Origin of the sequence: Pirellula sp. SH-Sr6A, from assembly GCF_001610875.1 — a bacterium.
Lineage (GTDB): Bacteria > Planctomycetota > Planctomycetia > Pirellulales > Pirellulaceae > JBKCUI01.
Map to the genome: position 1 here is coordinate 419779 of NZ_CP011272.1, position 25635 is coordinate 445413.

The following is a 25635-nucleotide window of genomic DNA, read 5'->3' on the forward strand; positions in this document are numbered from 1 at the left end:
CTGCAACCCGAACAACCCTGGAATTGCCCACTTCGTTCAGATAAAGTGAGTGTCAGTCTGGATAACACGGTTTTTCAGCCTCCTACCTCCCATCTCCCTCCGAAAGCGTTTTCAGGATGACTCGATCACTCGCCACGCAAGCAATCTCTGCCCTCGCGTACGCGGTCTATTCCCTCGCCCTAGTCGTGACGGCAACCCAGGGCCCGATCTCGCTCGCGCAGGACATTTTTCCTGACAAAGCCTTGGAGGCCGCCGTTCGCTGGGAGGTTTTCGAAAAGCGCTACAACAACGAACCGATCAAGGCGGAGGATGTGAAAAACATCTCCCAAGTCGTCGCGCGAGGCAAGGGAATCAAGAGCTTGGAAGGACTGCAACACTGCAAAGCCGTCATGAAGCTCGATCTTGCTAATAACGAGATTTCCGACTTGGCTCCGATCGCTGAACTGAAACAATTGCAATCGATAGACTTGTCCGGGAATCAAATCGAAAACATCGGTCCGATTGCCGGCCTCAAACAGTCCCAATACCTGCAAGTCTCCAAAAACAAAATCGCGGACTTGAGCCCCATCAAGGACCTTACGAACCTGAACTCCCTCTACCTCAACGACAATCAGATCAAATCGTTGGAACATGTCGCTGCACTGAAGAAATTGTGGACGCTTCAAGCAGCCGGAAACCCACTTGAAAACGCGGCAGCAATTGCAGAATTGCGGGGCTTGAAGACGCTTAACCTCAATGGTTGTGGACTGAAGAAAGTTGAATTCCTCAAAGGCGTCAAAGAATTGAGCTTGCTCATGCTGGATAAAAACCCCATCGAATCGCTCGACCCACTTGTCGAGATCTGCGAGGCGGATACTGCCCGCCGTTTCGCTCCCTTTCTTCGGCTTTATCTCGATGCGAAAGTGGCAGGCGATTTGAATGCAGCCATCGATCAGCTCAAGAAAGTTGGAGTCCGTATCAATCCCGAGAAGCGATAAATGCAACGTTTCACACGAGCTTTCTTTTTGCTGGGCATGGCCATTCCTTTCGGCGACTCGCTCCCCGCGCGCGCTGAAGACGAACCAAAAAGCAAAGCAGAAAGTGAACAGGAAGCTCGTATAAGGTTTATTCCTCGCTCCGACGAGCAAGCGGCTACGGATCTGGAGCAATTGCGCTATGCGTTGAGTCAGGCAAACGACTCGCGAGGGCCAATCGATCCCCTTGCCGACTATGCGAAACAACCTTCTGCACCGGTGAAGTCGCCTGCGGCTTCCCCTTCTCCAACCAGGGCTGCACCGGCAAGCGATAAACAGACCAAATCGAGTGATTTGGACGCAAAGCAGCCCCCCCAACTAAAAGGCGAACAAGGGGGTGAGTATCGTTCTCCTCGGATCGCATGGGAATCGAGCATTGATCTTTCTCGATTGCCAAGTGAGGCAGGAGTCGGCACCGGGAAAGAGAGGGCCGACCGCTCGGCGATGACGGAGCGTGCAAATGCTCCTCGCTCGGTTGCCAAATCGGATGGTTTTCGCTCCGCTCGCTTCGAAAACGATACTCTAGCGACCCAAATCCCCAAGATCGACGATTCCGTAACCTATGCGTCGGCGAATGTTCCGATTGTGAGCGGCGTCGATCGAACCTCTCGTTTCCAAGAGATCCCGTTTGGCTCGCAAGGAACTCCCGTCGCTCCGATTCCTGGATCGGGGATACCCAATTTGGGTACTACCAACCCATCGATTCCAGGGGTTTATCCGCCGACGGGCGTGTATCCCCCCACGGTGGTCTACCCCCCCTCCACACCGAGCGTCCCAACCATACCGACCGTTCCAGCACCTTACGATCCAGGCGCATCGGTTGTCCCCGGCATCGTCCCACCGCCGACTTCGGGTGCAGTGACAGGGCCGAGCACCGGGCTGGGTACTGGGGTCGTGATGCCTGCTCCCCCAGCGACCTACATTCCTTCCGTACCGACCTATGGGACTCCCGTCGTTGGTACCCCTACGTTTCCAACGTATCCGGGATACCCGACTGCTCCCGTGGCACAACCCATCCCCTACACGCCCGGGATACCCGTTTCGAGTCAGCCACCACGGTACGCGACCAACGAGTCGACTTACGTGACGAGCGAGCCCTTTGTCAGTTCCCCTCCGAAGCAAATCGATGCACGATTCATGGTTTCGCCGACTCTGTTTCGACCCGAGACGGCTGACTGCAGCACATGTGGCACTGCCCCACGTCCCTATGCTCCGATGACTTCGATGCCGAGCGGCACCCCTATGAGCTACGCGCCGCCGACCTACTACCCCTATTCATATAACGGCTACAATTCCGGCTACCGAAGTTTGATCGGATTCGGGCAGAACGTATCGCTCGCTCAGGTTGGCCGAGGACTCTACGGACAGCCCACTGCCTACATGCCCAATCAGCCGTTTCGCAATTTCCTTCGTTATGTCTTTCCATGATCCGCGTCGCATGGAGAAGTTGTTGAAGGCATGCGTAACTATCTCGATCACGCGGCGACGAGTTGGCCGAAGGCACCGAGCGTCTTAACGGCTGTCGAACAGTACCTTCGAGAGTGCGGTGCCGCGGCCGGTCGAGGCTCTTATCGATCGGCGCTCGATGCAGAAAAGTGCATTCACCAGACCCGAGTCGCATTGGCAGAGCGGATCGGTGCCGTCTCCCCGCTCGATATTGCTTTTTGCAGCAATGGTACCCAAGCACTCAATGCATCTATCTTTGGGATCGCGCTTCGAGCTCATGAAGCCAGATCGCCTCTCCATGTGCTAACCACCGCTACGGAACACAACAGCGTTCTGCGCCCCTTAGCCCTCGCCGAACAACGAGGTTGGCTCACTTGGGATGCGATCCGCTGCGATGAAACCGGTCTCGTGGACTTGGACGACGTCGAACAAGCCGTTACACCGGAGACGAGATGGCTCATTGTGAACCATGTTTCGAATGTTACCGGGGCGATCCAACCGATTCAGGCATGGCGAGAGTTGGCGGATCGCTATGGAATCCGCCTGATGGTCGATGCGGCCCAGAGCGCGGGGATGCTGCCCTTGGACATGCGATCCACAGGCATCGACATTCTCGCAGCCCCTTGCCACAAGGGGCTTGGTTCGATTCTCGGATGCGCGTTTCTCGCTGTTGTTCCGAAGGCACAGTCGGAGTTGGCTCCTCTTTGGATTGGTGGGACGGGTTCTTCAAGCGACGCGATCACTGGCGAGTTCGGCTGGCTCGAAACGATGGAATCCGGGAATCGAAACATGCCTGCGATCGCTTCCCTCCACGCATCATTGCAATGCGAACGCATGGATAGACCAGAGCGCTGGGAGCCGTGGGTGGAACGCATTTTGGCCGAGATTCGCGACAGCAAGCGGCTTCGATTGATCGGACCCGACACCCCTTCGTCGCGCACCAGGTTACCCGTAATCAGCATAGCGCCGCATCCCGGAGAGGCTCAACCAGGCATTTGTCAGGAATGGGCGATGGTCCTAGAGAGTACGCTCGGGATCGAATGCCGCGCTGGCTTTCACTGCGCCGGCCGCATTCACGAACATTTGGGAACCATTGCTTCGGGGGGAACCCTGCGTTTCAGTTTGGGGCATACCACGAGCGAGGCGGACATCGACGCGGTATGTGAAGGGATTCGACTCCTGGAAGATGTCTTTTGAGCTTCCGGAGAGAACACCAAAAATTTCTCGCCCAAGATATACTCGTGGTTTTCGAAGTAGTAGTCTTCCACGAACGAACCCGTCCATACTCCGTGTTCGTTCAGTCCTAGGCGCTAGAATCCATCGCTAAAGAATCCCATGAGCAGCGACAATCCTTACTACGCGAGCGAACAGCCACCTGTCGCTTCGCCGGTTTTTCAGAACGAGGAATTCCTGCCGATCCATGCGCTCGATTTCGGACGGATGATCAAATCGCCGTTCCAGAGTCCAAATTGGCTCGTCAATTTGTTTTGGATGTTCATCATGGAGATCCTCGCATTGTTCGTCGTTGGGAACATCATCTATCTCGGATATGCGGGAGAAGTGGCGATTGCGAGGAGCGGGGGGCGAACAAGGTATTGGCCCGATTTTCAGTTAGAGCGAGTCACGGAATACTTGCTCCGCGGACTGTGGCCCTTTTTGTGGCAGATGATTGGGTTTGCAGCTCTTTCGGTTATCGTCGGAGTACCTGTATCGATCGGCGCCATTGCGACCGCCGCGCTCGCCGACGGTGGCCCACCATTCTTTGCAATCCTCTCCGGTGTTACCACTGGAGCCATAGGATTTCTCGCGATGGTAGCCGCGAGCTATGTCTTGTTTGCCGTGACGTTGAAAAGTCTCTTGGCAAATGATTTCATGGCAGGAATGGACGTCGCGTTCATCAAAGCGTTTTGCGTGAATATGGTGTTCACCATGCTGCTCGCGGTACTCTACTTTTTTGTTATCTCGATGGTTGCGACCTTGCTCGGAACGTTGTTGTGTCTGGTTGGACTTTTTCTGGTCTCCCCAATTCTGCGATTGATCACTTGCGATTTCTTAGCGCAGATTCATGACATCCACCTCAGTCGTGGTGGGCCATCGGCTTTCCCTTTGATCTGATCATCGCATGGGATGGATCAATTCCTCGTCGATCCAATTGAGGGGTTGCTGTTCGGATGAAGTCGATCGGTAATGTCCGATTAGCTTGGACTTTAAAACGTTCAATTTCTCGACAATGGGGATAGCCCGCGAAGCGACTTCGTTTTGCTCCCAACGATCGTCGGGCTTAGCAAAGAGTTCGGTTTTTACCTGCTGTCCAGGGATCTGTTCTAGCCGGCAGGACCAAGCCGGACTGCATACGTATTCTTGATTGTTTTCGCAAGCGACTGCGGCTCCGATCCGAGTCTCCCCGTCGTAACGCGAATTCAGGAGGGATTCAAGGAACTGTGAAAGTAAGTCCGAGTCTTGCTCGCTATAAAACCAGTCCTCGATCCATTCGCCCAAGTCATGGGGTTGCATAATGACGCCTTGACGCCCCCCGAGAGCGAGCATCTCGCCGGGGAGGATTAAGCAAGGAATATGCAGCGACTCGGCGTACAAGTTCATCGTGCTCCCACCGACATAGTCGTGCTCTCCGAGCGAGTAACCGGAAACGCCTAGGATTCCGAGCAAGCAGTTGGTAAGAAATCCCGCTTCACGGAGGGATTCCAGCATTTCACCGATCACTTGGTCCATCGCGAAGACTTGCCCCCCTACCGCGCACGAGATTCCGAAGATGTCATCTGGATCCGTTTGACGATCTACATGCAACTCCATCGGCGTCACATCCGTCGGAGGGCTGGGGTCGTCTTCGTCACAAAGCATTTCGCGATATTCATATGGGGCATCCCAGGCACCTCGAAGCCCCCTGGAATGGATCCAAAGGAGGGGATGCTCGGCCGTGCATTCGCTCCAGGTCCCGATCGCAGCCTCGATCAGTCGCTCGAACTCCATCGAGGCACTCTTTCTCTCCTGCTCCTGCTCCTGCTCCTGCTCCTGCTCGTCCTCGTCCTCGTCCTCGTCCTCGTCCTCGTTCTCCACGAGCAGCACTCGGTCAAAACATTCCACCGCACTGCTTGCTGCTAGCTCCCGGTCATCGGTAATAAGAAGACCTCGAGCGATCTGCTCTCTCCACGGAGAATACTCTTGGTGCGGATCATCGATGGCAGGTAGTTTGCCCTCTTCGTTACACGAGTCGCGGGAGACCGAGTGCAAACCCGACCAAAGAGATTGCAATGTGCGATCGGCCCGAATGGAGTCTGCCCAGAATTGATCGAGGACGATTCCTTTCGATGCGAGCGCATCCAGATGGGGTGTGGGGGCAACGCTATTGCCATACGCACCGACTAAGTTCGTACCAAGTCCGCTGATCGACAGGAACAGAGCAAGACGCGGGCTGAAAGAATCCGAAGGAGCCATGGGTTCGAATGGATGAGGGGTGCTGGCAATTCCATTCTTCTACCATTATGTTGGTCAACGAACAACCTCTCCCATTTCTTTGATTTTCTATGTCCAAATCTTCCCACTCCGTGGAATTGGCCTACCGGATGGCGCGCGATCGCTATGCGTCGGTCGGCGTCGATACGGAGGTTGCATTGGAACGGCTTGCGTCGATCCCCATTTCCATTCACTGTTGGCAAGGGGATGACGTCCGGGGTTTTGAGACCAGTTCCAATGCCCTATCGGGAGGTATTGCTGTTACAGGCTCCCACTTTGGAGCGGCGCGCAACGCGGACGAGCTTCGCGCCGACCTGGAAGTCGCTTTGAATCGCATCCCCGGCTCGCATCGCATCAATCTACACGCCATCTATGGCGATTTCGGAGACGCGAAGGTGGATCGCGATGCGATCGAATTCGAGCACTTTCGAAGCTGGGTCGATTGGGCTCGATCGCAAGAGGTAGGTTTGGATTTCAATCCCACCTGCTTTTCCCACCCCCAATCTGCCGATGGGTTCACGCTGAGTCACGCCAATCCATCGGTACGCGCTTTTTGGATCGAGCACTGCATACGGACCCGTTCAATCGCATCGCAGATAGGAGCAGAGCTTGGCTCGGCAGTGGTGAACAATATCTGGATTCCCGATGGTTCCAAGGACCTTCCTGCGAATCGCTTAGAGCCCCGCCTGCGACTTTCCGACTCCCTCGATCAGATTTTTCAATCGCCCCATCCGGAATCGCATTTGCTCGATGCCTTGGAGTGCAAACTCTTTGGTCTTGGAAGTGAAGCGTATGTGGTGGGGAGCCATGAATTCTATCTGGGATATGCGATCAAGCACCAGAAGCTGCTTTGCCTGGATGCGGGGCATTTCCATCCGACGGAATCGATCGCCGACAAGATCAGTTCGGTTTTGATGTTCGTTCCCCGCCTGCTCCTTCACGTCAGTCGGCCGATGCGATGGGACAGCGACCACGTTGTCTTGCTAGACGATCCTACACTGGCGATTGCCCACGAGCTGGTTCGTTGCAATGCGTTGCACCGAACCCATGTGGGGCTGGACTATTTTGACGCGAGCATCAACCGGATTGCCGCGTGGATTTTAGGAACACGAAGTATTCTCAAAGCACTTTTAATTGCGCTTTTGGAGCCGGCAGAGGTTCGGCTTGCGGAGGAACGGGGGGATCTAACGGCCCGTTTATTGTGGATGGAAGAATTAAAATCCCTTCCATGGACTCACGTGTGGGACAAGTTCTGCGAAGTGCAGAACGTACCCATAGGCCTTGAGTGGTGGAGCGACGTTCAGGAGTACGAGTCGGATGTTCTATCGCAACGTAGATAGAGCGTCGCAGCGAGAAAGATGGAAATGAGATGAACGCAACACAAGTAGATCGGACAGAGCTAGAAATCTCATCGCAATCGGACTTCGGATCCGAGTACGAACGGGAGCCGATCCCCGAACATGCCTGCAAGGGACCTTCGTCCTTTTGGGGTATGTATGCGGGCGAGCATACGGCAGGCACCGAATTTATGATCGGTCCTCTATTTGTGGCGTGGGGAGCCAGTGCGAGCAGTCTGCTTTTGGGGCTGCTGATTGGCAATCTTCTCGCCGTCCTCACGTGGCGGTTTCTGACAGCGGAAATCGCGACCCAGCGTCGATTGACGCTCTATTACCAGTTGGAACGAATTGCAGGCAGAAAATTGGTGATCCTTTATAACCTGGCAAACGGATTGCTCTTTTGCATGTTGGGTGGAGCCATGATCACGGTTTCCGCCACCGCGGTAGGACCGTTTTTTCCGTCGATGGATATGCCTACTTTTGAATCGCGTTTTCCCACAGGGGCCGGGTGGATACTCGCTTGTACGTTGATTGGACTTGCTATGACGATCGTGGCTGCCAAAGGATACGATTGGGTTGCGAGGATTGGGCACTACTCGGCGCCATGGATGCTTTTGGTTTTTGTCGCGTGTGCTTTGGTAACCTTGGGAAGGCTGGATAGCGTCGATTTATGGGAGTTGCTGAGCCCACCAGAAGGCACCCCTGAAAAAATATCGTTCCTCGGTGTCGTGTGCTTTTCTTGGTTTTGCAACGCCGCGATGCACCTGGGGATGTCCGACTTGAGTGTCTTGCGTTTTGCCAAGTCCCACAACGCGGGATACGCGTCGGCGGCCGGTATGTTTCTGGGTCATTACATCGCCTGGATTTGTGCGGCGTTGCTCTTGGTCTACTGGGTGCGCGTCCATGGCGTGGATCCAGCCAAGGGAAAAGATCCTGGCACAATGGTCAATGATGCGGTCGGCGCGGCGGGCTTGATCTGCGTGATTGTTGCCGGATGGACAACGGCGAACCCGACGATTTATCGAGCGGGATTGGCCTTCCAAGGAGTGATGCCTACGCTCAGTCGGCTCTCGAGTACCTTGATTGCAGGAGCGATCTGCACGTTCGCTGGCATGTTTCCAGCATTTGCCATGAACCTGCTCGACTTTGTCGGAATTTACGGCACCATTCTCGCTCCGATTGGCGCGGTCATCATCGTCGATCACTTCTTGGCAAAGCGATTCGGTATCGCTCGGGAGCCGGCGGCGAATGGAGCATTATCCTTCAACATCAATGTGCTCCTGGCATGGCTCATCCCGGTCGCGATTGCATTGTTTCTGCATCGGCAGTACGGCGTCTTTGCCTCCTACCTGCCCCTACCGGCGACGATCCTTTGCGGTTTGCTCTATATCGTTCTCGGCAAGTGGAGAACACCGGCGTTTCAGAACCCAACTCCATTTTCGAAATAGGAATCGACCCGATGAAACGCTACATGGCGATGGTGATTGGAATTGGAGCTTTGATTGGAACCATCGCTCCCCCCGCCCTCTACCTTGTGCATGTTTTGGATCATCAAACGATGCAACACGTCATGCTCGGTTCCTGCGTTGCTTGGTTCGCCGCAGCGCCGTTTTGGATGAAGGGAACCGAACGTTAGTGTCCCTTCGCAAGAAAATGAATGGGCGTCGCTACGCGATCACTCGCTCTGCGTTGGGTTACGGAGCGACTTCTTGCAATGGGATCTTATATCCCAATGCCCCGATCGCCTTCCCTTTGGGAGCATCGGCGTAAACTTGATGGCAGATAACGCACTTGTCCATCACAACAGGGATCGCAGTGGCGGCCAACAAGAAACGTTTCCCCTCTTCCGAGACAACCTCTTCGTATTGCGGGGCTCCGTCCAAGATCTTCTTCATGGCTCGTTTTTCGAAGCCTTCCTTTGGCTCATTATCCGGGTTGTAGGGATCGCCCGTGCCATCGATCAATCGAACTTCGTGCCATTTCTTAGCTTGGATCGCATCAAACAGTTTTTTGAACGCGGTACCTGCGGGTATCGAATCCTTGTTGTCCACATAGTGGGTCGTGATCAGGACAATACTGGTTTTGTAAATGTCGTCCAGCATCGCCAATTCTCTTTTGGCCTGGCGAAGAGCATAGTCCTGCTTCTTTGCCTCCTGTGCGGAAGTCTTTGTCGCAAGCTGACTTCCGCCCAACATGGTCAGCCCGAATCCAGCCACAACCGTCAAGAAAACTCCAAATCGTCTCATTCCACACCTCGCATAACCCTGGGGTTCACCGATAATCCAATGCTTCACACGCTCGACAGAAAACTAGACCCGAAGGTCTTGTTTGGAGCTTAGCCCGCTCTTAAGGAGATGTCAATGTCCTCTTTTGGAGGGTTTTATGTTTTCGCAGACGGTTGAGTACGCTTTGCGGGCCGTGATGCACCTTTCCCAGTTTCCGGCGGAGCCCCAGCGGACCGCGGTGATTGCCGAGAGGACGAAAGTACCACTTGCTTACTTGACGAAAGTTCTTCAGGGACTGCAGCGAGAGGGGATCGTCCGGCTGCAACGAGGGATCGGGGGTGGAGTTACGCTTGCGATTCCTTCGACGGAGTTGACAATTTTGCGAGTCGTCAACGCGGTGGAGCCCATACCGAGAATCAAATCTTGTCCGCTTCATCTGGCCTCTCATGGCAAGCGACTTTGCTCGCTACATAGTAAGATGGACGATGCGTTGCGCAGAACCGAAGAAGCGTTTGGGTCTACAACGCTAGCGGATCTGCTCGCGGACCCTAATCCCAGCAAAGCCCTCTGCGATGGGCCGGCACTTCCTTAGCCGCCCCTCCTCCATTCCTCCCGCCGATTGACTTGACAGTTATGCAGATCTCTCTCCCCGTAGCTCGTGTCTTCGCTCCCTTGGCAATGGCTTGGTTGTGGACGACCCTACTCCATTTGGTCGCCAACATACCCTGCATTGCCGACGACTTCCCTCCGATTCAGAATTCGGAAAAATCGACGAGTCTCCCTCTTTCGCCGAGTGAAACCGTTGCCCAAGCACGATTGCCGGACGGATTCCAACTCTCTGTAGTCGCGTCCGAACCGCAAGTTCAAAACCCGATCGCGATGACGACTGATGAACGGGGCAGGATTTGGATTGCGGAAAATTACAGCTGGTCTGGCAACGGGGCGGGAGGCTTTGACCCCAAGCAGAGGGATCGCGTCGTCATCTTGGAAGACTCGGATGGAGATGGCTCCTTTGATTCTCGCAAAGTCTTTGCGGACGATGTTCATAAACTTACCAGCATTGAAATTGGGAATGGAGGTGTTTGGGCGATTTCACTTCCCAATCTGCTCTTCTTCCCAGATCGCGATCGCGACGATTCCCCGGATTCAGCCCCCATTGTCGTTCTGAACGGTTTCGATGAGGAAGCCGTCGGTCACACTCCAGCCAACGGATTGAAGTGGGGAAATGACGGATGGCTTTACGGTCGGCATGGCATACAAGCCACCAGTAGCATCGGCCCCCCCGAAGCCTCTGATTCGCAACGAATCAAAATCAACACCGGCGTGTGGCGATTTCATCCGATCTCCAAACGTGTGGAATCGGTGCTCCATGGCATGACCAACTCCTGGGGTTTCGATTTCGATGAGCATGGCGAAATGTTCGTCATCAATACCGTGATCGGCCATCTGTGGCATGTTGTCCCCGGCGCCCATGTCGAACGGATGTATGGCATCGACATCAACCCGCATACCTATCAACTGATTGAGCAAACAGCGGATCATGTTCACTGGGATACCGGCGAAAAGTGGAATGAGATTCAAAAGGGAATGTCCAATCAAACCGATGCAGCAGGGGGCGGACATGCCCACATCGGTTTGATGATCTACCAGGGTGACAATTGGCCCGAGAGTTACCGTCACAAGCTCTTTACGCTCAACCTCCATGGCCTTCGAATCAACAGCAATTCCCTGGAACGGCAAGGGACCGCTTATGTGGGACGGCGAGCTCCCGACTTCGCATTTTTCAGCGATACGTGGTTCCGCGGCATGGAGTTGATCACGGCTCCCGATGGTAGCGTTTTGATCGCGGACTGGAGCGATACAGGTGAATGTCACGATCACGATGGCGTGCACCGAACGAGCGGTCGCGTTTATCGACTCTCCTATCAATCGCCTCGCGCCATGACTCCGTTCGATTTAACGAAGGAGTCCAACGAAAAGCTTGTGAAGTACCTATCGCACCCAAACGCATGGTGGGCTCGCACCGCGCGTCGTGTTTTATCGGAGCGATTGGCGGACGCCGACGAAGCGACGCGTACCTCGGTGCAATCGCTTGTTCATAATGGCATCGCGCAGTCCGACACCCCAGCGATATTGCTGCGGCACGTCGAAGCTGCCTTCCAATCAGGGCTCGTAGTGGAGTCTCATTTGCACCAGCTGCTTCAGCATGACAGCGAGCATGTTCGCGTCGCAGCGATTCGATTCCTGACCGATTCCTGCCAGCCCAGCGACTCGGTTCTATCTTCCCAATCGCTGGGGCATTTGCAGCAATTGGCGGAGAAAGACCCATCGGGTCTTGTCCATCTCTATCTCGCGTCGGCACTGCAGAAGCTGCCAGCTGAGCAGCGTTGGACGATCGCGAAGGCGTTGAGTCGAAAAGGGCAATGGGCCAACGACCGATCTTTTCCCAAGATGCTTTGGTACGGGATCGAAGGTGCCGTACCAAGCAATCCTGCAGAAGCGATTGGCTTGATCGCTGATTCTCAGATTCCTTTGGTAACAGAGAATGTGTCGCGAAGGCTGACGCTCCTGATCGAGTCTCAGCCTGCGGTCGTTGACTCCTTGGTCGAATCGGCGTGCGTGGATGGCTTCACCCAGGCCGGGGATGTCGTTCGCGGGATGGCAAAAGCGTTGGAGGGCTGGCAGAAGGCTAAGCCACCTAAGGGCTGGGAGAAGCTTTCAAACCTGGTCTCGAGCACACCAGAGCACGGAGTGACGAAGGAGTTGCAAACATTGCGACTGACTTTCGGCGATGGCCGTGCCAAAGAGGATTTGCTTGCCCTGATTCAAAACGGCGGACTCGATCCGGAGGTGAGAAAGCAGGCGCTCCGTTCACTACTCGCGAGCAAACCACAGGACTTGTCGCCTAGGTTGCTCCAGTGGCTGGGAGATCGCGCATTGGTCCTGGAAGCGATCCGAGGACTCGCGTTTTACGATCATCCGGAGACTGCCAAGCAACTCCTGAATCGATGGAAGGGATTATCACCCGCTGAACGTACCGAGGCGATCAATACGCTCGCTTCACGCCCAACCACGGCCAAGGAATTGCTGGAGGCAGTCCGGTCCAACAGGATTTCACCCTCTGAGATTTCCGCTTTTCATGCTCGGCAGATCCAGTCGTTTGGAGATGAATCTCTAACATTGCAATTACAGGAGGTGTGGGGTGAGATCAAAGCCACGACAGCCGAACGCAAAGCGTGGATGGACCAATGGCGGAACAAAATGACATCCGAGTTCGTCGCAGGTGCAGACTTGAGTTCGGGAAGAGCCCTCTTCCAACAGCATTGTTCCAATTGCCATGTCTTGTATGGGATTGGAAAGAGAATCGGCCCGGACTTGACCGGCTCCAATCGACGCAATCTCGATTATCTCCTTGAGAATATCGGAGACCCGAGCGCCAGTGTCGGTGCGGAGTTTCGAACCAGCATCTTCCAATTGGTCGATGATCGGGTGATCACGGGTGCAGTCGTCGACCGAACGGATCGCACCGTAACGATCCAGACCGCGCAGGAACGGGTGACAATCGATAAGCAAGAGATCGCGGCGACCAAGCTATCGGCTACTTCGCTGATGCCAGACGGTCTGTTGCAAAATCTATCGGAGCATCAAGTCCGAGACCTTCTCTCCTACTTGATGCACGAAAGCCAAGTCTCCTTGCCGGAGTGAGGAAAGCCCGCAGGTGCCTGCAGACGAAGTGCTTGCAATTCGTCTGCGGAATCAAGTCTGCGGCAATCGGACTTGCGTCCATTTCCTCGGTTGGGGTACTGTCCATGGAATCGTCCAAGAAGTCGCGGGGCGTTCGTTTGCTGGCTTAGCAATTTGAACGGGACGCGATGGCAAATGAACCACTCATCCGTTGCTTCCCGAACGAAGACCGGACTGCAGCCCCCCCAACCATCCCATCTTCCATGGAATTGACTCGCATCACTCGACTCGCATGCGTTTGCATGGCAGGGATGATTGCAATGCAAATTGGATGCATTCGCAAGCGGATGACGGTGCGCACCAATCCACCCGGTGCCATGGTCTATGTCGATCGGCAACCGATTGGACTAAGTCCAGTCTCCACAAACTATACCTACTACGGGACACGAAATTTCGAAATCGTTCGGGACGGCTATCGAACCGAGCGGTTCTTGAGGCGATTCAATCCTCCTTGGTATGCCATTCCACCTCTCGACTTCATTTCCGAATCGTTATGGCCATTTGAACGTCGGGACGAGCGGATCATCGACGTTCAACTCACACCGGAACCGGTCGTCACCAACGACGCATTGATCGACAGCGGAGAGCAACTGCGACTGCAATCAAGCCAGGGAATCGCAGTCTCGCAACCGCCGCCAGTCACCCCAGTACTCCCCATCACCCCGATCCCGGTCGCACCCTCACCCTAACAATGAGGCGAGATGCCGAGCGACGCGAGCCATGGTCGAGCAAACATTCACCTTTGGCTCGTTCCGCTCCTGCATGCGATGGATTACTCATGGATAATTCTGCAGGTAGGGGATCGACTTTTAAAGCCGGCGACAGCTTCTTCGCTAACAGAGGTGTCGTACAGGGTGAGACTCTGAAGCGACGGGAACGCCGGAAGTGACTCAAGCGAGACATCCGTGATATTGGCCCCTTCTAAGGTCAACTCTTCGAGACGATTGAGTCTGGTTAAAACACCCACGGACGAAGGTTCCAACAAAGGAGCGCGCAAGTGAAGTGACCGGATCGATACCGGCAACGCGTCGAGGAACTTTCCGTTCACAGCACCTGCATTGACAAACAATCGCTCCAGTTTGGAGAGATGCCCGACAGGCTCTAACCCTTCGTCGGTCAAAGTCTTGCTGGCGATCGACAATTGCTTTAGCTCCGCAAACTCCTTGAGCCGAGCCATTCCCTTATCGCTGATCGAACAATTGTCTAACCCGAGTGTTTGAAGGTTCTTGGCTGGCCCGATGCACTCAAATAGGGCGTCGTCGATACAAGAGCCTGAGAAGTCCAATCGGGTTTGAGCGTCCATCACATCGGCAGGTGGAAATCGATTGGGGAGCGTTGAGTCCGCTCGATCAGCATTTTTACAGTGCAGTTCGATACTCCATCTTTTATTGAGCGGAAGGAACTTTGAAAGTCCGAGCGTCGTCACTTCCGAGCTGTCTAAGGAAAAAACGACCGCCGCACTGGAACCGCAAAGCAACTGCAGCCTGCTGTTGTCCATCTTGCAGTGATCGATTTGGAGTCTTCGAAGGGAATTGGTTTTCGAAAGCGCTAGGAGCAATTCATCCGGCAAGGGCTGATTATCGAAGGAGAGGGAAAGTTCCAAAGGCAACGCCGCTAGCGCATCCAACAACGGAACGGTAAGGTTGCATTCTCTTAGAGAGAGCGTTTTCAAGCTCGACAGACCCGCAAGATTTTCAACCGTCAGCGCGTCAATCGTTGCTTGTTCAAGAGAAAGATACTCAAGGAACGGGAGCTTTTGAAATTTGTTCAGCAGGTTGGGATCTAAATCCCCCTTGAGAGAGAGGCTTCCCATTTCGTCCAGTGCAAGAATTCGAGTGCGATCCTCTTCGGTTTGAAGTTGATGTTGGACGGCATATACTTGGGACGCATGGTTGTCATCGACGAGGGACTGAATCCAGTATCGCAACTGCCATGGCGACTGTTCCTTGGTAGGCTCACCCAGGACAACGCTCCCCCCCTGTTCACGTATTTCTTTGATCACGACGGAGCGTTCATTTAGTTTTCGAGTTTCGCCAAAAACGACGACTGCCAAGATGCCGATCCCAACACCAAACAGAATGAGGAGCCGAAGAGGGCCAAGTGGTTTCTCCGAAGTTCTGGACATCGTGGATCCTCGCGATGGGAGTTGTATTGGACAAAGATGCCCGTTGTGAACGGAGAGTCAGCATCAAGCCAATTGCGTAATGGGCTCAATCGTATCACACTTCCCCCCCCCGTAGCCCGCCACTCCCCTCGCCCGCTGCTCCCATCCCCCTCGCGACCACGCCGACCTCTTAGCGCCTTTGCGCCTTGGCGCGCAACTTCTTCCCAGCCTCAAAACCAAGAAGGGTCTCGCAAAGCCGCCACGACCGCAAAGGGAATACAGGGTAAGAGGAAAAGGGCAGGATGCAGATCGTTGGTCTCCGAATAGTGATTCGATCGATGACCAAATCGATATTCAATCTCTTCTTCGCCCCGGCCCCCCTATCCTTCGCGCCTTTGCGCCTTGGCGCGCAACTTCTTCCCAGCCTCAAACCAAGAAGGGTCTCGCAAAGGCGCCACGACCGCAAAGGGAATACAGGGTAAGAGGAAAAGGGCAGGATGCAGATCGTTGGTCTCCGAAAGGTGATCCGATCTATAACCAAGTCAAGATTCTATCGCTTCTATCATCTTCTTCTCCCCGGCCCCCCCAATACTTAGCGGCTTTGCGCCTTGGCGCGAATTCGCCCCCCGATGCAGTACGAATCAAAAGACCCGCACCATCGATACGCCGGTAAGTTAGAGATACTCTCCAAAGGACCTTGTCGCTCTCGCAGTTCGACGCCTTTCGGACATCCAGCCCCGTATCGTTTAGCGCCCAACCTCGCGAAATTCTCCGCGTTCGATTCTTCTCCAATCTTCCTGCAGAGTAGAATCACGCACACAATCTTCTATTCCCGACAAGCGACGGGGCATTTGCAGGAGATACTGCAAAAAGCCGCTGCGGGGGAGATTTAGTCGAGTAAGCACATTTGTGAGAGTGTGTAACAGAGAAAGATGACAACGTGTCTAATTCGAGAGGCCAGCGGGCATTAGCCCCAACACGCATGCACAAGCGCAAGGACGAGTGATGACCGTCTCGATACCCTGGCATTCTTCTACTAATTGGCAACCGACGGAAGTCACCCAGTTCATCAACCATGTGAATAGTGGCGCAGGAACTCTTATCGTACGAACGGATGCTGGCTTGGCTTACCTGAAGGCGCTTGGTAATCCAGACGGGCCACATGCACTGGTGAAGGATCTGCTCGGTACTCATCTTTCGGCAATGCTCGGCTTGCCGACATTCGACTATGCAGTGATCGAGGTGACTGATTTAGATGAATTGCCGTTCTTTAAAGCTGGCAAAGCCGAACCAGGTCCTGCCTTTGTGACCAGGGGCGAAGATGGTTCAGTTTGGGATGGCAGCAAACGCCTGCTAGCAAAGATCGACAATCCCGATGCCATTTCAGGCTTGGTTGTCGTGGACACCTGGTTACGCAATACCGATCGCTACCAGCTACCCAAGAACCGAGTAAACTGGGATAATGTATTTTTCAGCAAGGAAAGTACCGAAGACGGGAAACTGTCCTTGCGAGTCATGGATTTCAGCCATGCGATCCAATTCGGTGGTGAATTGACCACTAGTGTCGGTTCCATCGCCAACATCAAGGACGAGGACGTCTACGGGCTGTTTCCCGAGTTTCGGAAGAGATTGTCCCGTGACGCAGTCCGGCACTACGCTAGGATTCTCGGCGGTGTGTCGCGGTCACAGATTGAGGATGCTGTGGGACTAGTCCCGCTTCAGTGGCATTTGGATTCACCGGTCTGGTCGGCACTTGCTAGCTATTTGTTCCAGCGAGCAACCTTCGTGGCCGAAACGATCGAATCCAGATTGTTTGATCCGCCCCAACTTACTATAGACCTCTCTGATGGAGGTAAATCATGAATCCAGTTAAAGGCCATTACAGCATTGTTCAGTATTGCCCTGATCTCGCTAGGCGGGAGACGGTCAACATTGGCGTTGTTCTGCTTGTACCTGAACGCGCGTTTCTGCAAACGCGGATGGTTGCGGACAATGAACGTGTTCGCCACTTCTTCGGAACCACAGGTGATGACGCAAAACTGTTGAGCGATTTTAAGAAAAGCTTTTCCGCTCGAATCGAAGCTGAACATGGGCGGGTAACCACGCTAGAAACGTTTCAAAAGTTTATTGACACTCGTGGCAATCAGATTCAGCTAACCGAACCAGCGTTCGTAAAGGTTCGAGAATGCCAAGAGACAATCGACCAGTTATTTGAACAATTGGTGGGTGGTAAGGCTAAGCCACAAAAACGGGAGTCCTTTACTAAGTCGTTGCAGACGCGATTCGAAGCGGGCAAAGTTGCAGATCTTATTGAGACGAATGTCCCGATATCGGTACCGATTCTCGAACGAGAAACCAAAGTCCCTTTCGCATTCCAAAACGGTGCATTCCATTTGTTGCAGCCAGTAACATTTGCAGCGGATAAGGAAGAATCGAATTTCAATCGCGCGCTAAAGTACTCGATGGAAGGCAAGATACTTCAAGACACCCCCGATGACGAGTATGGACAATTGAAGTTTAATGTCATTGGCCGCTTCGCCAGTATGTCCGATCCCTCAATACCAATCGTTCGCAAGGTGCTTGAGGAATCCAATGTCCGACTACATCTGGATCACGACCTTTCAAAATTGGTTGACGAGATACGTCGAACGGGCAAGCCCAGAGTGAAGCGCGCGTAACAAAAGGCCGCCGGGTTCGCGGCGCTCGACGGCTCAATGCATGAGTCAACCTAATTGTCAAAGATCTGAGTGCGGCGATCGCGCGACGCAACTAGGGTTCCAGCAACTCGAGTTCGATCTGGTTTAATTGCTTGTTAAGCTCATCGATTCGCGTGGTGAGCGAAGGTAGCTTTTCCTCGAGGCAAGCGATTTTGGCTTCGTAGTCATCGGCTCATTTGGTGAAACGCATGGCATCACTGGCAAACGCCATGATCTTCGATTCGTGCCGATAACGACAACCAGTTGATTGGCGCGTGTGTGGGAAGAGTTGCTGCACACGACCACGACGATCGTGTCGGAACCGTTGGTCAGGACGTTCCGCTCATCCTGTTGACGAGAGAGAACGAGCACTGCAATACCTCCATGGTTGAGTGACAGCGAATCCAGCAGAGTAGCAAAAGCCCTTCGCGATTCCGAGCAGGTCACGCCCGAGATCCTGTCGGAATCGCGTTGGGCAGCGTCGGGAGGACGCGAAGAGAATCAGGTCAGGCCGAGCGCCTTGAGGCGATCCTTGACGTATTGGCGTTGGCCCGCGGTCGGTTTGACGGGGCGAGGAACTTCGATGCGAGCGTTGATAGCCACGTCGAACTCACGGACATCCTGGATGGTGCACATGAGTTCGCCCCCGATTCGGCGATCGTTCAAGAAGACGCGACGGCCGCTCGCGCCGCGAAGTCCCTTGGTCGCCCATCGGTAGATGGTGCTTTTGTGTTTGTCGAAGCCGAGAGCGATTTTGGCAGCATCAGCAAGGGGCATGAGCTTTTCGGTATCCAACATGATGGGTGAGACCTATGAAAAGTTGATTGAGACAAGCATTCTTCTCTTTTTGTTTTTACGAAGTATGTACAAACAATGCAACGATCGCAGCGGCTTATTTTTGTCGTTACTTCGTAACTACTTGGTCAAGATGGACGTAAGTTCTTATCTACGAAGCGTTTATTGACTTTCGAAAAATTTGGGCGACAATCCGGGTCTCATGCGAAAGTCCAAAGAATCCATCCACGTCGAAAAGCTCGAGTTGCTCGCCAAAATGCTTGGCGAGCTGAAAACGGCGGTGGATCAGACGGTTGCAGACCTGAAATCAATCGAAGTTTCCACTATCGAAACAGATGGATGGCCCACGCTTGCAAGAGGGATGCAATTCGTTAAAGACCAATCGGCGAAGTTTGTTGGTCCGGTTCGAGTTGCAAAGATCGACCCTTCTGAACTGCTGATGCCCGGGCAGGGGTTCGCGCCTACAAGGAAACAATCCAAGAAGGACGTCGAGGCAGCAGAGAAAAAGCTTGCCCAAGCCGATCGCGTCATCGCCGCCTCCAAAAAGCGAGCCAAGCCCAAAGAGTAGCTCTTTGGTTTCACCGGTCACTAATCCGAAACATTTCTTCGCCCATGAATACCCCGCCCACTCTACCAGACGGCTCAAGTCGCATCACGGTCAAGGTCAAGGGGGACTATCTTGAGCGACTTGCTGCTAGAGCCAAGCCGATGGAGGCTATACAAGAGCTTATTTGGAATGCTGTCGACGCCGATGCGACAAAGGTGAAAGTCTCGATCGACGTAAATGGGTTGTCAGCGATCGACCGAATTGTCGTCGAGGACAATGGACATGGCATTCGGTATTCGGATTCAGAGGATGTATTTGAAAGCCTTGGCGGATCTAAGAAGAGAACTCAGCGCCTCTCTTCCGAGAAGAAAAGGCAAATGCACGGTCAAGCAGGCAAAGGTAGATTCAAGTCCTTTTGCATCGGCTCGAAAGTGACCTGGAAAACGACGTTCCGGTCCGAAGATTCGCAAAGGACATATTCAATTTGTGGAGAGAGTGCTTCGCTGGGAACGTTTCTAAGAGGACCAATTTCGCAAACCGACAAACGAAGCGGAACACGAGTCGAAATAACCCAGATCAAGAAAAATTTCCGATCTCTCCAAGGCAAGTCAGCAATCCAGCAGATCACAGAATGCTTCGCACTTTACCTTCGTAAGTATCCAGATGTGCAGATAATCTATGATGGTAAGAAAATTAACCCGGCGAGCGTTCAATCCGCAGCGACCGACTTGGAGTTACCACCAATTGAATTCAATGGTGTTCAGCATCCTGTTTCGATGACCATCATTGAATGGAAGGTCAAATCAGATCGCCAATTGCTTCTATGCGACGAAAACGGTACGACACTTGACTCAATCCCATCGGGGATTCGTGCAAGCGGCTTCAACTTTACGTCGTACATCAAAAGCTCCTTAGTGAAAGTCCTCGAAAACGAAGACCTTTTGGGTGCTTACGAGTTGTGCTCGGAAATCGCAGAATTGAAATCAAAAGCTCGAGAGAAACTCAAGGAACACTTCTCGAAAAAGCAGGTAAGCTTAGGTCGCGAAGTGGTTGATTCTTGGAAAAACGAAAAGGTTTACCCCTTCACTGGGAATCCAACCAACGTAATCGAGGAAGCGGAAAGGCGGGTGTTCGATGTCGTCGCGCTTAGCTTGCACGACTATCTACCTGATTTCGAGAATGCTGATCCAAAAAGCAAAAAATTTGCCCTACGTTTGCTCAAGCATGCCTTGGAGGAAAAGCCAAGTGATGTAAGCAGGATTCTTCATGAAGTCCTCGAACTACCTAAGTCAAAGCAGGAAGAGTTTGCTAATCTTCTGAATCGGACGTCGCTTTCTGCGATCATCAATACAGCGAAACTGATTGCTGATCGCCTAGAGTTTCTCAAAGGATTAGAGACGATTTTGTTCGACCCAAATTTCAGAAAGCATCTTAAGGAACGATCTGAGTTACATCGCATATTGGCTGACAACACCTGGATTTTTGGAGAGGAATTCAATTTGACTGTCGACGACCAGTCTTTGAACGAAGTTCTTAGGCGTCACTCAGGTCTACTAAATAGCAATAGCGATGCAGGAGATGTCGACTACGATTTAGATGTTGTTGATCTGAATGGCAAGAAGGGAATTGTGGATCTTATGCTCTCTCGCTCGATCCCGAAAGTAGGAAGGAAGCAAGTCGAGCACTTGGTTGTCGAGTTGAAAAGACCATCACAGTCAATCAATGATCAAGTGATGATTCAAGTACGAAACTATGCGTTTGCCGTCGCTGAAGACGAAAGATTTAAGTATACGGGTGTTACTTGGCGTTTTATCGCCATTTCAAATCGGATGACCAAGCCAATTGACAAGCAGGTCAATAATCAAAGGAATCGCCCACAGGGACAATATTTGGAACAGGACGAGTATCGTCTTACGGTTTGGGCCTTTACTTGGGGACAAATAATTGAGTCCGCACGTGCGAGGCTTCGGTATTTGGAAGAACATTTGAAATACGCGGCCAATATGGATGACGGTCTCGCGTATCTCAAAGCCAAGTACCCAGAGTACGTTCCTGATATTGATCGTTCAGATACACCGTCAAAGGATTCTGATCTTGAAGGCCATAAGGATATGTCGCATGATTTACCAGCTCTACTCGACCGAGTTTCAGCGCCCCAGGATAAACAACTACTCGAAGATGGTCTAAAGACTCGCCCAACGACCACAATATCAGACCCCAAAGTTCCAATCGTTCCATCGGTTGCGTTACTACCTGCCCCAAAGAATCACTCCGCTTCGATCGACGTTAAAGATCCATTGCTAGACGGAGACAGCTCAAACGGTAATCAGTTAACCTAGTGAACTAAAATCGCAAAAATGTTAGGCTCTGTTTGAAAACTGTTAACTACACATCATTCGGAGGAATCGTTCGATCATCGCCATTTTAATCATCCCAGCGTAGTTAATGGCGGTCTTCTCGAATCGCGAAAAGACGCGTCGACACTCTTTGAGCCAACCTATGGAGCGTTCGACAATATTCCGGCGTCGATAACAATCCCCGTCGAATTGTGCCGTTCGTGCGTCGCGATCTTCATTCGACTTCGACGGGATGATCGGATTGATTCCAAGATCGATGAGCGTCTCGTCGATCCATTCGGCTCGATAACCTTTATCTCCTGCAAGATTCACTGGCCAAGCAACCGGGCGACCTTCGCTGTCATGAAGATCGTTGTCGGCCTTCTCGAGGACCTCGAGCAGTGCTGTGGTCTCATGAGCTTGCCCTCCCGTAATGGTGAATGCCAGAGGATTGCCCATGCCATCCACGAGAAGATGGATTTTGGTTGAATATCCGCCTCGCGAACGGCCTAGTGCATGATCAGCTGGCTCGTCTGGCGCCCCCTTTTTCCACCGCCAGAAGCACATCGATGGGCACGGATGACGCTCCCATCGACACACCATAGATCACTATCGATTGCACCATCATCAATGCGAGCTGAACGAAGCTTATTCAGAACAGCGTCAAGGGTTCCATCACCGTTCCATTTATCGTAGAGGCCGTAGATAGTTCTCCACTTCCCAAATTCTTCAGGGAGATCGCGCCAAGGCGATCCGGTGCGCAGAATCCAAAGAATGGCATCAAACGCTAAGCGGTAGTTCGTAGGAGGCCGCCCCGTTGTCTTCGGAGACGGAAACAGTTCCTCGATGCATTCCCATTGCAAATCGGTTAATCTGTGACGTGCCATCGTATCCTCCTTGATTGGCGATCCGTCGATTATCGCAAATTCGCAAAGTTACGAAAACACCAGTTTTCAAACAGAGCCTAGTGATTATTGACGTTCGCGATCTTGGATAGCTAGGGATCGATGGAACATTGCATTCTTCAAAGTATTTACAACGCGAGGGGCAGTTAGTTACAATTGCATAACCCGAGCCTGATATCAACCCGAACCCGCCTACGCCCCATCTGCAGACGCGCCTTTCTTTCAAAAGCCCACCTTTGATTTTGGAACGATGCATCTCCTAGGGCGAACGCCTACTCGAAGACCCATGGAGTCGTTCTGTGAAAGACTGGTGTGTACAACACAAGGGCAAAATTGTCGGCCCCATCGCTTCAAAGGATCTAAAAAGGCTCGCAAGTGAGCAGAAGATCTCGCCCGAAACGATGCTTCGATTGAGGAACGATGGAGAGTGGACCCGAGCAACAAAAGTAAAAGGATTGTTTGCCGAGGAAGTCGTCGTCGAGACTGGAGCATCAACAAAGACCACCGATTCAAGAAACGGAACGGTCGAAGTGAGAACTCAAGTTATCGCGCAGGAAGTACTCCTCGAGAAGCCTGTCGACAAGGCACCATGCCCGTTCTGCGGCGAGCAGATATTGTTGACTGCAATCAAGTGTCGCTTTTGCAACGAGTTTCTAGACAAGCAGCTCTCGACGACCATTGCCCCCCAGGTCTTGCCGCCATCGCTCCCAAGTCCGCAGCCGATCATTCAGAACGTTATTCACAATACGGTTGTTAGTACTCATGCACCCCGATGGAACCCAGGAGTAGCTGCGATCCTAAGCTTCATCATACCTGGATTGGGAGAGATGTACAAAGGACAGGTGTTGAACGGGATTATATGGCTGTTTCTCACAACCATTGGTTACGTGTGCTTTATCGTTCCTGGTTTGGTGCTTCACGTTTGCTGCATCGTCGGTGCAGCGTCTGGTAATCCGAATCGATAGTTATCGCCAGTTACCATTTCCCTTTCGCAGCTCGCACATGCGGCTCAACCGAAAGTACCACCATACAATTCTAGAAGGATTATCTATGTATCATTCGGATCAGAATCCCTATGCAAAGTTTTGCGATCACGCTGTCCTTACGAAGGCTGTGAACATGCTAATCGGGATCGTCGAGGGAATTGCTTTCGATGATTCCGTAAATATATCAGAGATCGAACTGCTAAGCGAATGGATGCTGTTCCATCAACCCTACGAGCGGCTTCATCCTTTCAATGAATTCTTCCCTTTGATCGCAAACGCCCTCGAGGACGGTAAGCTCGATGAAGCAGAGCGAGACGATATTCTTTGGCTCGCGAGGAAGGTTGCCGGCGATGAGTTTGAGCAACGGACCAAAGGGGATATGCAGGTTCTGCATGGCATCCTCCAAGGTGTGATCGCGGATGGAGTGATCAATCAAGCGGAAGTAGAAAAACTGAGGGATTGGACCTTTGAGCATGAGCATCTCCAAAGGATTTGGCCATTTGACGAAGTTCAGTCGCTCGTAACATCCGTTCTTTCCGATGGCGTGATTACGAATGAAGAACACGCCATGCTCATGTCGTTCATGTCCGACTTCTGCGAATTGAAGCCTGAATCGGCCGGAGGATTGATTCAGCATTCAGTGATGGGCGTTTGCGCTATGTGCCCCGAGATCCACTTCGACGACAACAAGTTCTGCTTCACGGGGTCAAGCAGTAGATTGAATCGATCTGGTTTCGAGCAGTTGATTCGAGATCTTGGCGGCATTGCCCACCCTCGAGTGGTAAGCGATCTCGATTACTTAGTTATTGGAGACTTAGGAAACCCCTGCTGGGCCTATGCCTGTTACGGCCGGAAGGTTGAGCAAGCGATGAAGCTTCGAAAAGAAGGTGCTAGGCTTTTGATCGTTCATGAAAACGATTTGTGGGATGCCGTCGAGGATTCTCGTTGATACAGTACGGCGCCGTTGACAATCTCATGCTTTAGAAAAACTAGCTCGTAACTGAGCTGGGCTGAGTTTCGACTTAAGAATCGCCCATCGGCATTCGTTTAAGGCTCTGAAACCGCAGTCGAACACATCGCATCCGTTTACTTTCCTACAGCGCTTTGCGTATAGAACGGTATCCAGCAACGCTTTACAAACACTCATCGAAACGAAGTCGATTGGTAAGGTGGCGTCGATAGAATGTATCTCGTCGCGTGTTTTTGCGAGATCGAGGAAAACCGATCTGCAAGCTTGTAAGTTCTCCAAGCCCTCGAACTCGTTTGGCGTTTCGTTTCTACCCTCTGAAATGCGACCAATTGTAATTCTTGGATCTGCGTCCAAAAGAAAAACGACATCTGGAACCGGGGCGAACTGCATCATCGCCTCGATGTCCCCTGGATTGGCGCCACGAGCTCCTTGATAGGCAATCGTCGAGTAGAAGTACCTGTCAAGGATCACGATTCCCCCACGATCCAAAGCAGGCTGAATTAGCGTCTCGACATGCTCTTTCCGATCCTTCACGAAGAGTTCAAGCTCTTCTTTAAGTGGCAGTCGGCCGGCCTGAGCTGAGGCTCGAAGTTTTCTGCCCCATTGCCCATCAGTAGGTTCTTTTGAGAGCTTCACCACCTCTCCTGCACCAGACAATAGATCCGCTAGCAATTTCGCTTGAGTTGTTTTACCAGTGCCATCAATCCCTTCGATAGCGATCAGTATTCCGTCTTGGCTTGGCATTGTAAAAGGCTCTCGTTTGCTATTTCCCATCTTGGCGTCGCAGGATTGTAGCACGAAACCAGCTAGTCTTGCATCTCATCTCCACCCGCGTTCAATTTACCGCTTTTGTGCGGCAAATCGCTGGGAATTGAAACCCCAACGGGCCAGTAGATCGGCACCGCATCGTATCTCTTGAATCGAGCGTGGAAGCGAAGGGAGCCGCGTTTGGTGAGGGGCTCGCCATGGAGGCGGAATCCCTCTCGCGACTCGATGACCCACAACCAAACGTTGTTGAGCGGACCTCTGGAGGTAGTACACTTGCGGATGACCATCTGCT

24 protein-coding genes and 1 pseudogene are annotated in these 25635 nt (G+C 52.8%); 17 read left to right on the forward strand and 8 right to left on the reverse strand.

Annotated elements, in window-relative coordinates:
* Positions 1-116 precede the first annotated feature (116 nt).
* From VN12_RS01345 to VN12_RS01360, 4 genes are all read left to right on the forward strand, one after another.
* Complete coding sequence (locus VN12_RS01345; RefSeq protein WP_146675143.1) at positions 117-977, forward strand: leucine-rich repeat domain-containing protein; 861 nt, start codon at positions 117-119, stop codon at positions 975-977.
* The gene (locus VN12_RS01350) at positions 978-2441 is read left to right on the forward strand and encodes a hypothetical protein (protein WP_146675144.1); all 1464 of its coding nucleotides are present in this window, start codon (positions 978-980) and stop codon (positions 2439-2441) included.
* Between the two features lie 30 nt (positions 2442-2471).
* Positions 2472-3656, forward strand: a complete 1185-nt coding sequence (locus VN12_RS01355) for an aminotransferase class V-fold PLP-dependent enzyme (protein WP_146675145.1) — start codon at positions 2472-2474, stop codon at positions 3654-3656.
* A gap of 138 nt (positions 3657-3794) precedes the next feature.
* Positions 3795-4574, forward strand: coding sequence for a DUF4013 domain-containing protein (locus tag VN12_RS01360; protein ID WP_146675146.1), 780 nt, complete (start codon positions 3795-3797; stop codon positions 4572-4574).
* On the opposite strand, the gene VN12_RS01365 is transcribed toward VN12_RS01360, so the two are convergent.
* Positions 4575-5912, reverse strand: coding sequence for a hypothetical protein (locus tag VN12_RS01365; protein WP_146675147.1), 1338 nt, complete (start codon positions 5910-5912; stop codon positions 4575-4577). It abuts the gene before it with no gap.
* Positions 5913-6001: 89 nt separating this feature from the next.
* Here VN12_RS01365 and VN12_RS01370 point away from each other — a divergent pair, with 89 nt between their 5' ends.
* From VN12_RS01370 to VN12_RS25590, 3 genes are read left to right on the forward strand one after another with little or no spacing between them, the layout of a single operon-like run.
* Complete coding sequence (locus tag VN12_RS01370) at positions 6002-7270, forward strand: L-rhamnose isomerase (RefSeq protein ID WP_146675148.1); 1269 nt, start codon at positions 6002-6004, stop codon at positions 7268-7270.
* A 29-nt stretch (positions 7271-7299) separates the two neighbouring features.
* Positions 7300-8715 (forward strand): purine-cytosine permease family protein, encoded by a 1416-nt coding sequence (locus tag VN12_RS01375; protein ID WP_146675149.1) that lies wholly within the window; start codon positions 7300-7302, stop codon positions 8713-8715.
* A gap of 11 nt (positions 8716-8726) precedes the next feature.
* Positions 8727-8903, forward strand: coding sequence for a hypothetical protein (locus VN12_RS25590; RefSeq protein ID WP_168164137.1), 177 nt, complete (start codon positions 8727-8729; stop codon positions 8901-8903).
* Between the two features lie 58 nt (positions 8904-8961).
* Here the strand turns inward: VN12_RS25590 and VN12_RS01380 are convergent, their stop codons facing one another.
* Complete coding sequence (locus tag VN12_RS01380; RefSeq protein WP_146675150.1) at positions 8962-9513, reverse strand: DUF3365 domain-containing protein; 552 nt, start codon at positions 9511-9513, stop codon at positions 8962-8964.
* Positions 9514-9649: 136 nt separating this feature from the next.
* On the opposite strand from VN12_RS01380, the gene VN12_RS01385 reads away from it, so the two are divergent.
* The 3 genes from VN12_RS01385 to VN12_RS01395 all read left to right on the forward strand — a co-directional run bounded on the left by VN12_RS01385 (position 9650) and on the right by VN12_RS01395 (position 13925).
* Entirely contained in the window at positions 9650-10084 is a 435-nt protein-coding gene (locus tag VN12_RS01385) for an RrF2 family transcriptional regulator (protein WP_146675151.1), read from the forward strand.
* A gap of 41 nt (positions 10085-10125) precedes the next feature.
* Entirely contained in the window at positions 10126-13197 is a 3072-nt protein-coding gene (locus tag VN12_RS01390; protein ID WP_146675152.1) for a PVC-type heme-binding CxxCH protein, read from the forward strand.
* 167 nt (positions 13198-13364) lie between these two features.
* Positions 13365-13925, forward strand: coding sequence for a PEGA domain-containing protein (locus VN12_RS01395; protein ID WP_240491286.1), 561 nt, complete (start codon positions 13365-13367; stop codon positions 13923-13925).
* 83 nt (positions 13926-14008) lie between these two features.
* On the opposite strand, the gene VN12_RS01400 is transcribed toward VN12_RS01395, so the two are convergent.
* Entirely contained in the window at positions 14009-15361 is a 1353-nt protein-coding gene (locus VN12_RS01400; protein ID WP_146675153.1) for a hypothetical protein, read from the reverse strand.
* Positions 15362-16345: 984 nt separating this feature from the next.
* On the opposite strand from VN12_RS01400, the gene VN12_RS01405 reads away from it, so the two are divergent.
* Together VN12_RS01405 and VN12_RS01410 are read left to right on the forward strand one after the other, a co-directional pair.
* The gene (locus VN12_RS01405; RefSeq protein WP_146675154.1) at positions 16346-17203 is read left to right on the forward strand and encodes a hypothetical protein; all 858 of its coding nucleotides are present in this window, start codon (positions 16346-16348) and stop codon (positions 17201-17203) included.
* Complete coding sequence (locus VN12_RS01410; protein WP_146675155.1) at positions 17200-18018, forward strand: DUF3037 domain-containing protein; 819 nt, start codon at positions 17200-17202, stop codon at positions 18016-18018. The genes VN12_RS01405 and VN12_RS01410 overlap by 4 nt, the downstream gene beginning before the upstream one ends.
* A 519-nt stretch (positions 18019-18537) precedes the next feature.
* On the opposite strand, the gene VN12_RS01415 is transcribed toward VN12_RS01410, so the two are convergent.
* Entirely contained in the window at positions 18538-18834 is a 297-nt protein-coding gene (locus VN12_RS01415) for a DUF1580 domain-containing protein (RefSeq protein ID WP_146675156.1), read from the reverse strand.
* 199 nt (positions 18835-19033) lie between these two features.
* On the opposite strand from VN12_RS01415, the gene VN12_RS01420 reads away from it, so the two are divergent.
* Both VN12_RS01420 and VN12_RS01425 read left to right on the forward strand, forming a co-directional pair.
* Positions 19034-19399, forward strand: a complete 366-nt coding sequence (locus VN12_RS01420) for a hypothetical protein (protein WP_146675157.1) — start codon at positions 19034-19036, stop codon at positions 19397-19399.
* Positions 19400-19443: 44 nt separating this feature from the next.
* Entirely contained in the window at positions 19444-21717 is a 2274-nt protein-coding gene (locus VN12_RS01425) for an ATP-binding protein (protein WP_146675158.1), read from the forward strand.
* A gap of 42 nt (positions 21718-21759) precedes the next feature.
* Here the strand turns inward: VN12_RS01425 and VN12_RS01430 are convergent, their stop codons facing one another.
* Together VN12_RS01430 and VN12_RS01435 are read right to left on the reverse strand one after the other, a co-directional pair.
* Entirely contained in the window at positions 21760-22317 is a 558-nt protein-coding gene (locus VN12_RS01430) for an IS5 family transposase (RefSeq protein WP_146675159.1), read from the reverse strand.
* Entirely contained in the window at positions 22224-22601 is a 378-nt protein-coding gene (locus VN12_RS01435; RefSeq protein WP_146675160.1) for an IS5 family transposase, read from the reverse strand. The genes VN12_RS01430 and VN12_RS01435 overlap by 94 nt, the downstream gene beginning before the upstream one ends.
* A gap of 317 nt (positions 22602-22918) precedes the next feature.
* Between VN12_RS01435 and VN12_RS26730 the strand changes: the two are divergent.
* From VN12_RS26730 to VN12_RS01445, 3 genes and pseudogenes are all read left to right on the forward strand, one after another.
* Positions 22919-23065, forward strand: a pseudogene (locus VN12_RS26730) (GYF domain-containing protein); the annotation flags it as partial.
* A gap of 84 nt (positions 23066-23149) precedes the next feature.
* Positions 23150-23584, forward strand: a complete 435-nt coding sequence (locus tag VN12_RS01440; protein ID WP_146675161.1) for a hypothetical protein — start codon at positions 23150-23152, stop codon at positions 23582-23584.
* 85 nt (positions 23585-23669) lie between these two features.
* Positions 23670-24554, forward strand: a complete 885-nt coding sequence (locus VN12_RS01445) for a BRCT domain-containing protein (protein ID WP_168164140.1) — start codon at positions 23670-23672, stop codon at positions 24552-24554.
* Between the two features lie 24 nt (positions 24555-24578).
* Here the strand turns inward: VN12_RS01445 and tmk are convergent, their stop codons facing one another.
* Together tmk and VN12_RS01455 are read right to left on the reverse strand one after the other, a co-directional pair.
* On the reverse strand, positions 24579-25319 hold the full coding sequence (gene tmk, locus VN12_RS01450; protein WP_205855164.1) for a dTMP kinase: 741 nt from the start codon (positions 25317-25319) through the stop codon (positions 24579-24581).
* A 62-nt stretch (positions 25320-25381) separates the two neighbouring features.
* Positions 25382-25630: a hypothetical protein gene (locus VN12_RS01455; protein WP_146675163.1), complete on the reverse strand. Its 249-nt coding sequence runs from the start codon at positions 25628-25630 to the stop codon at positions 25382-25384.
* Between the last annotated feature and the right edge of the window lie 5 nt (positions 25631-25635).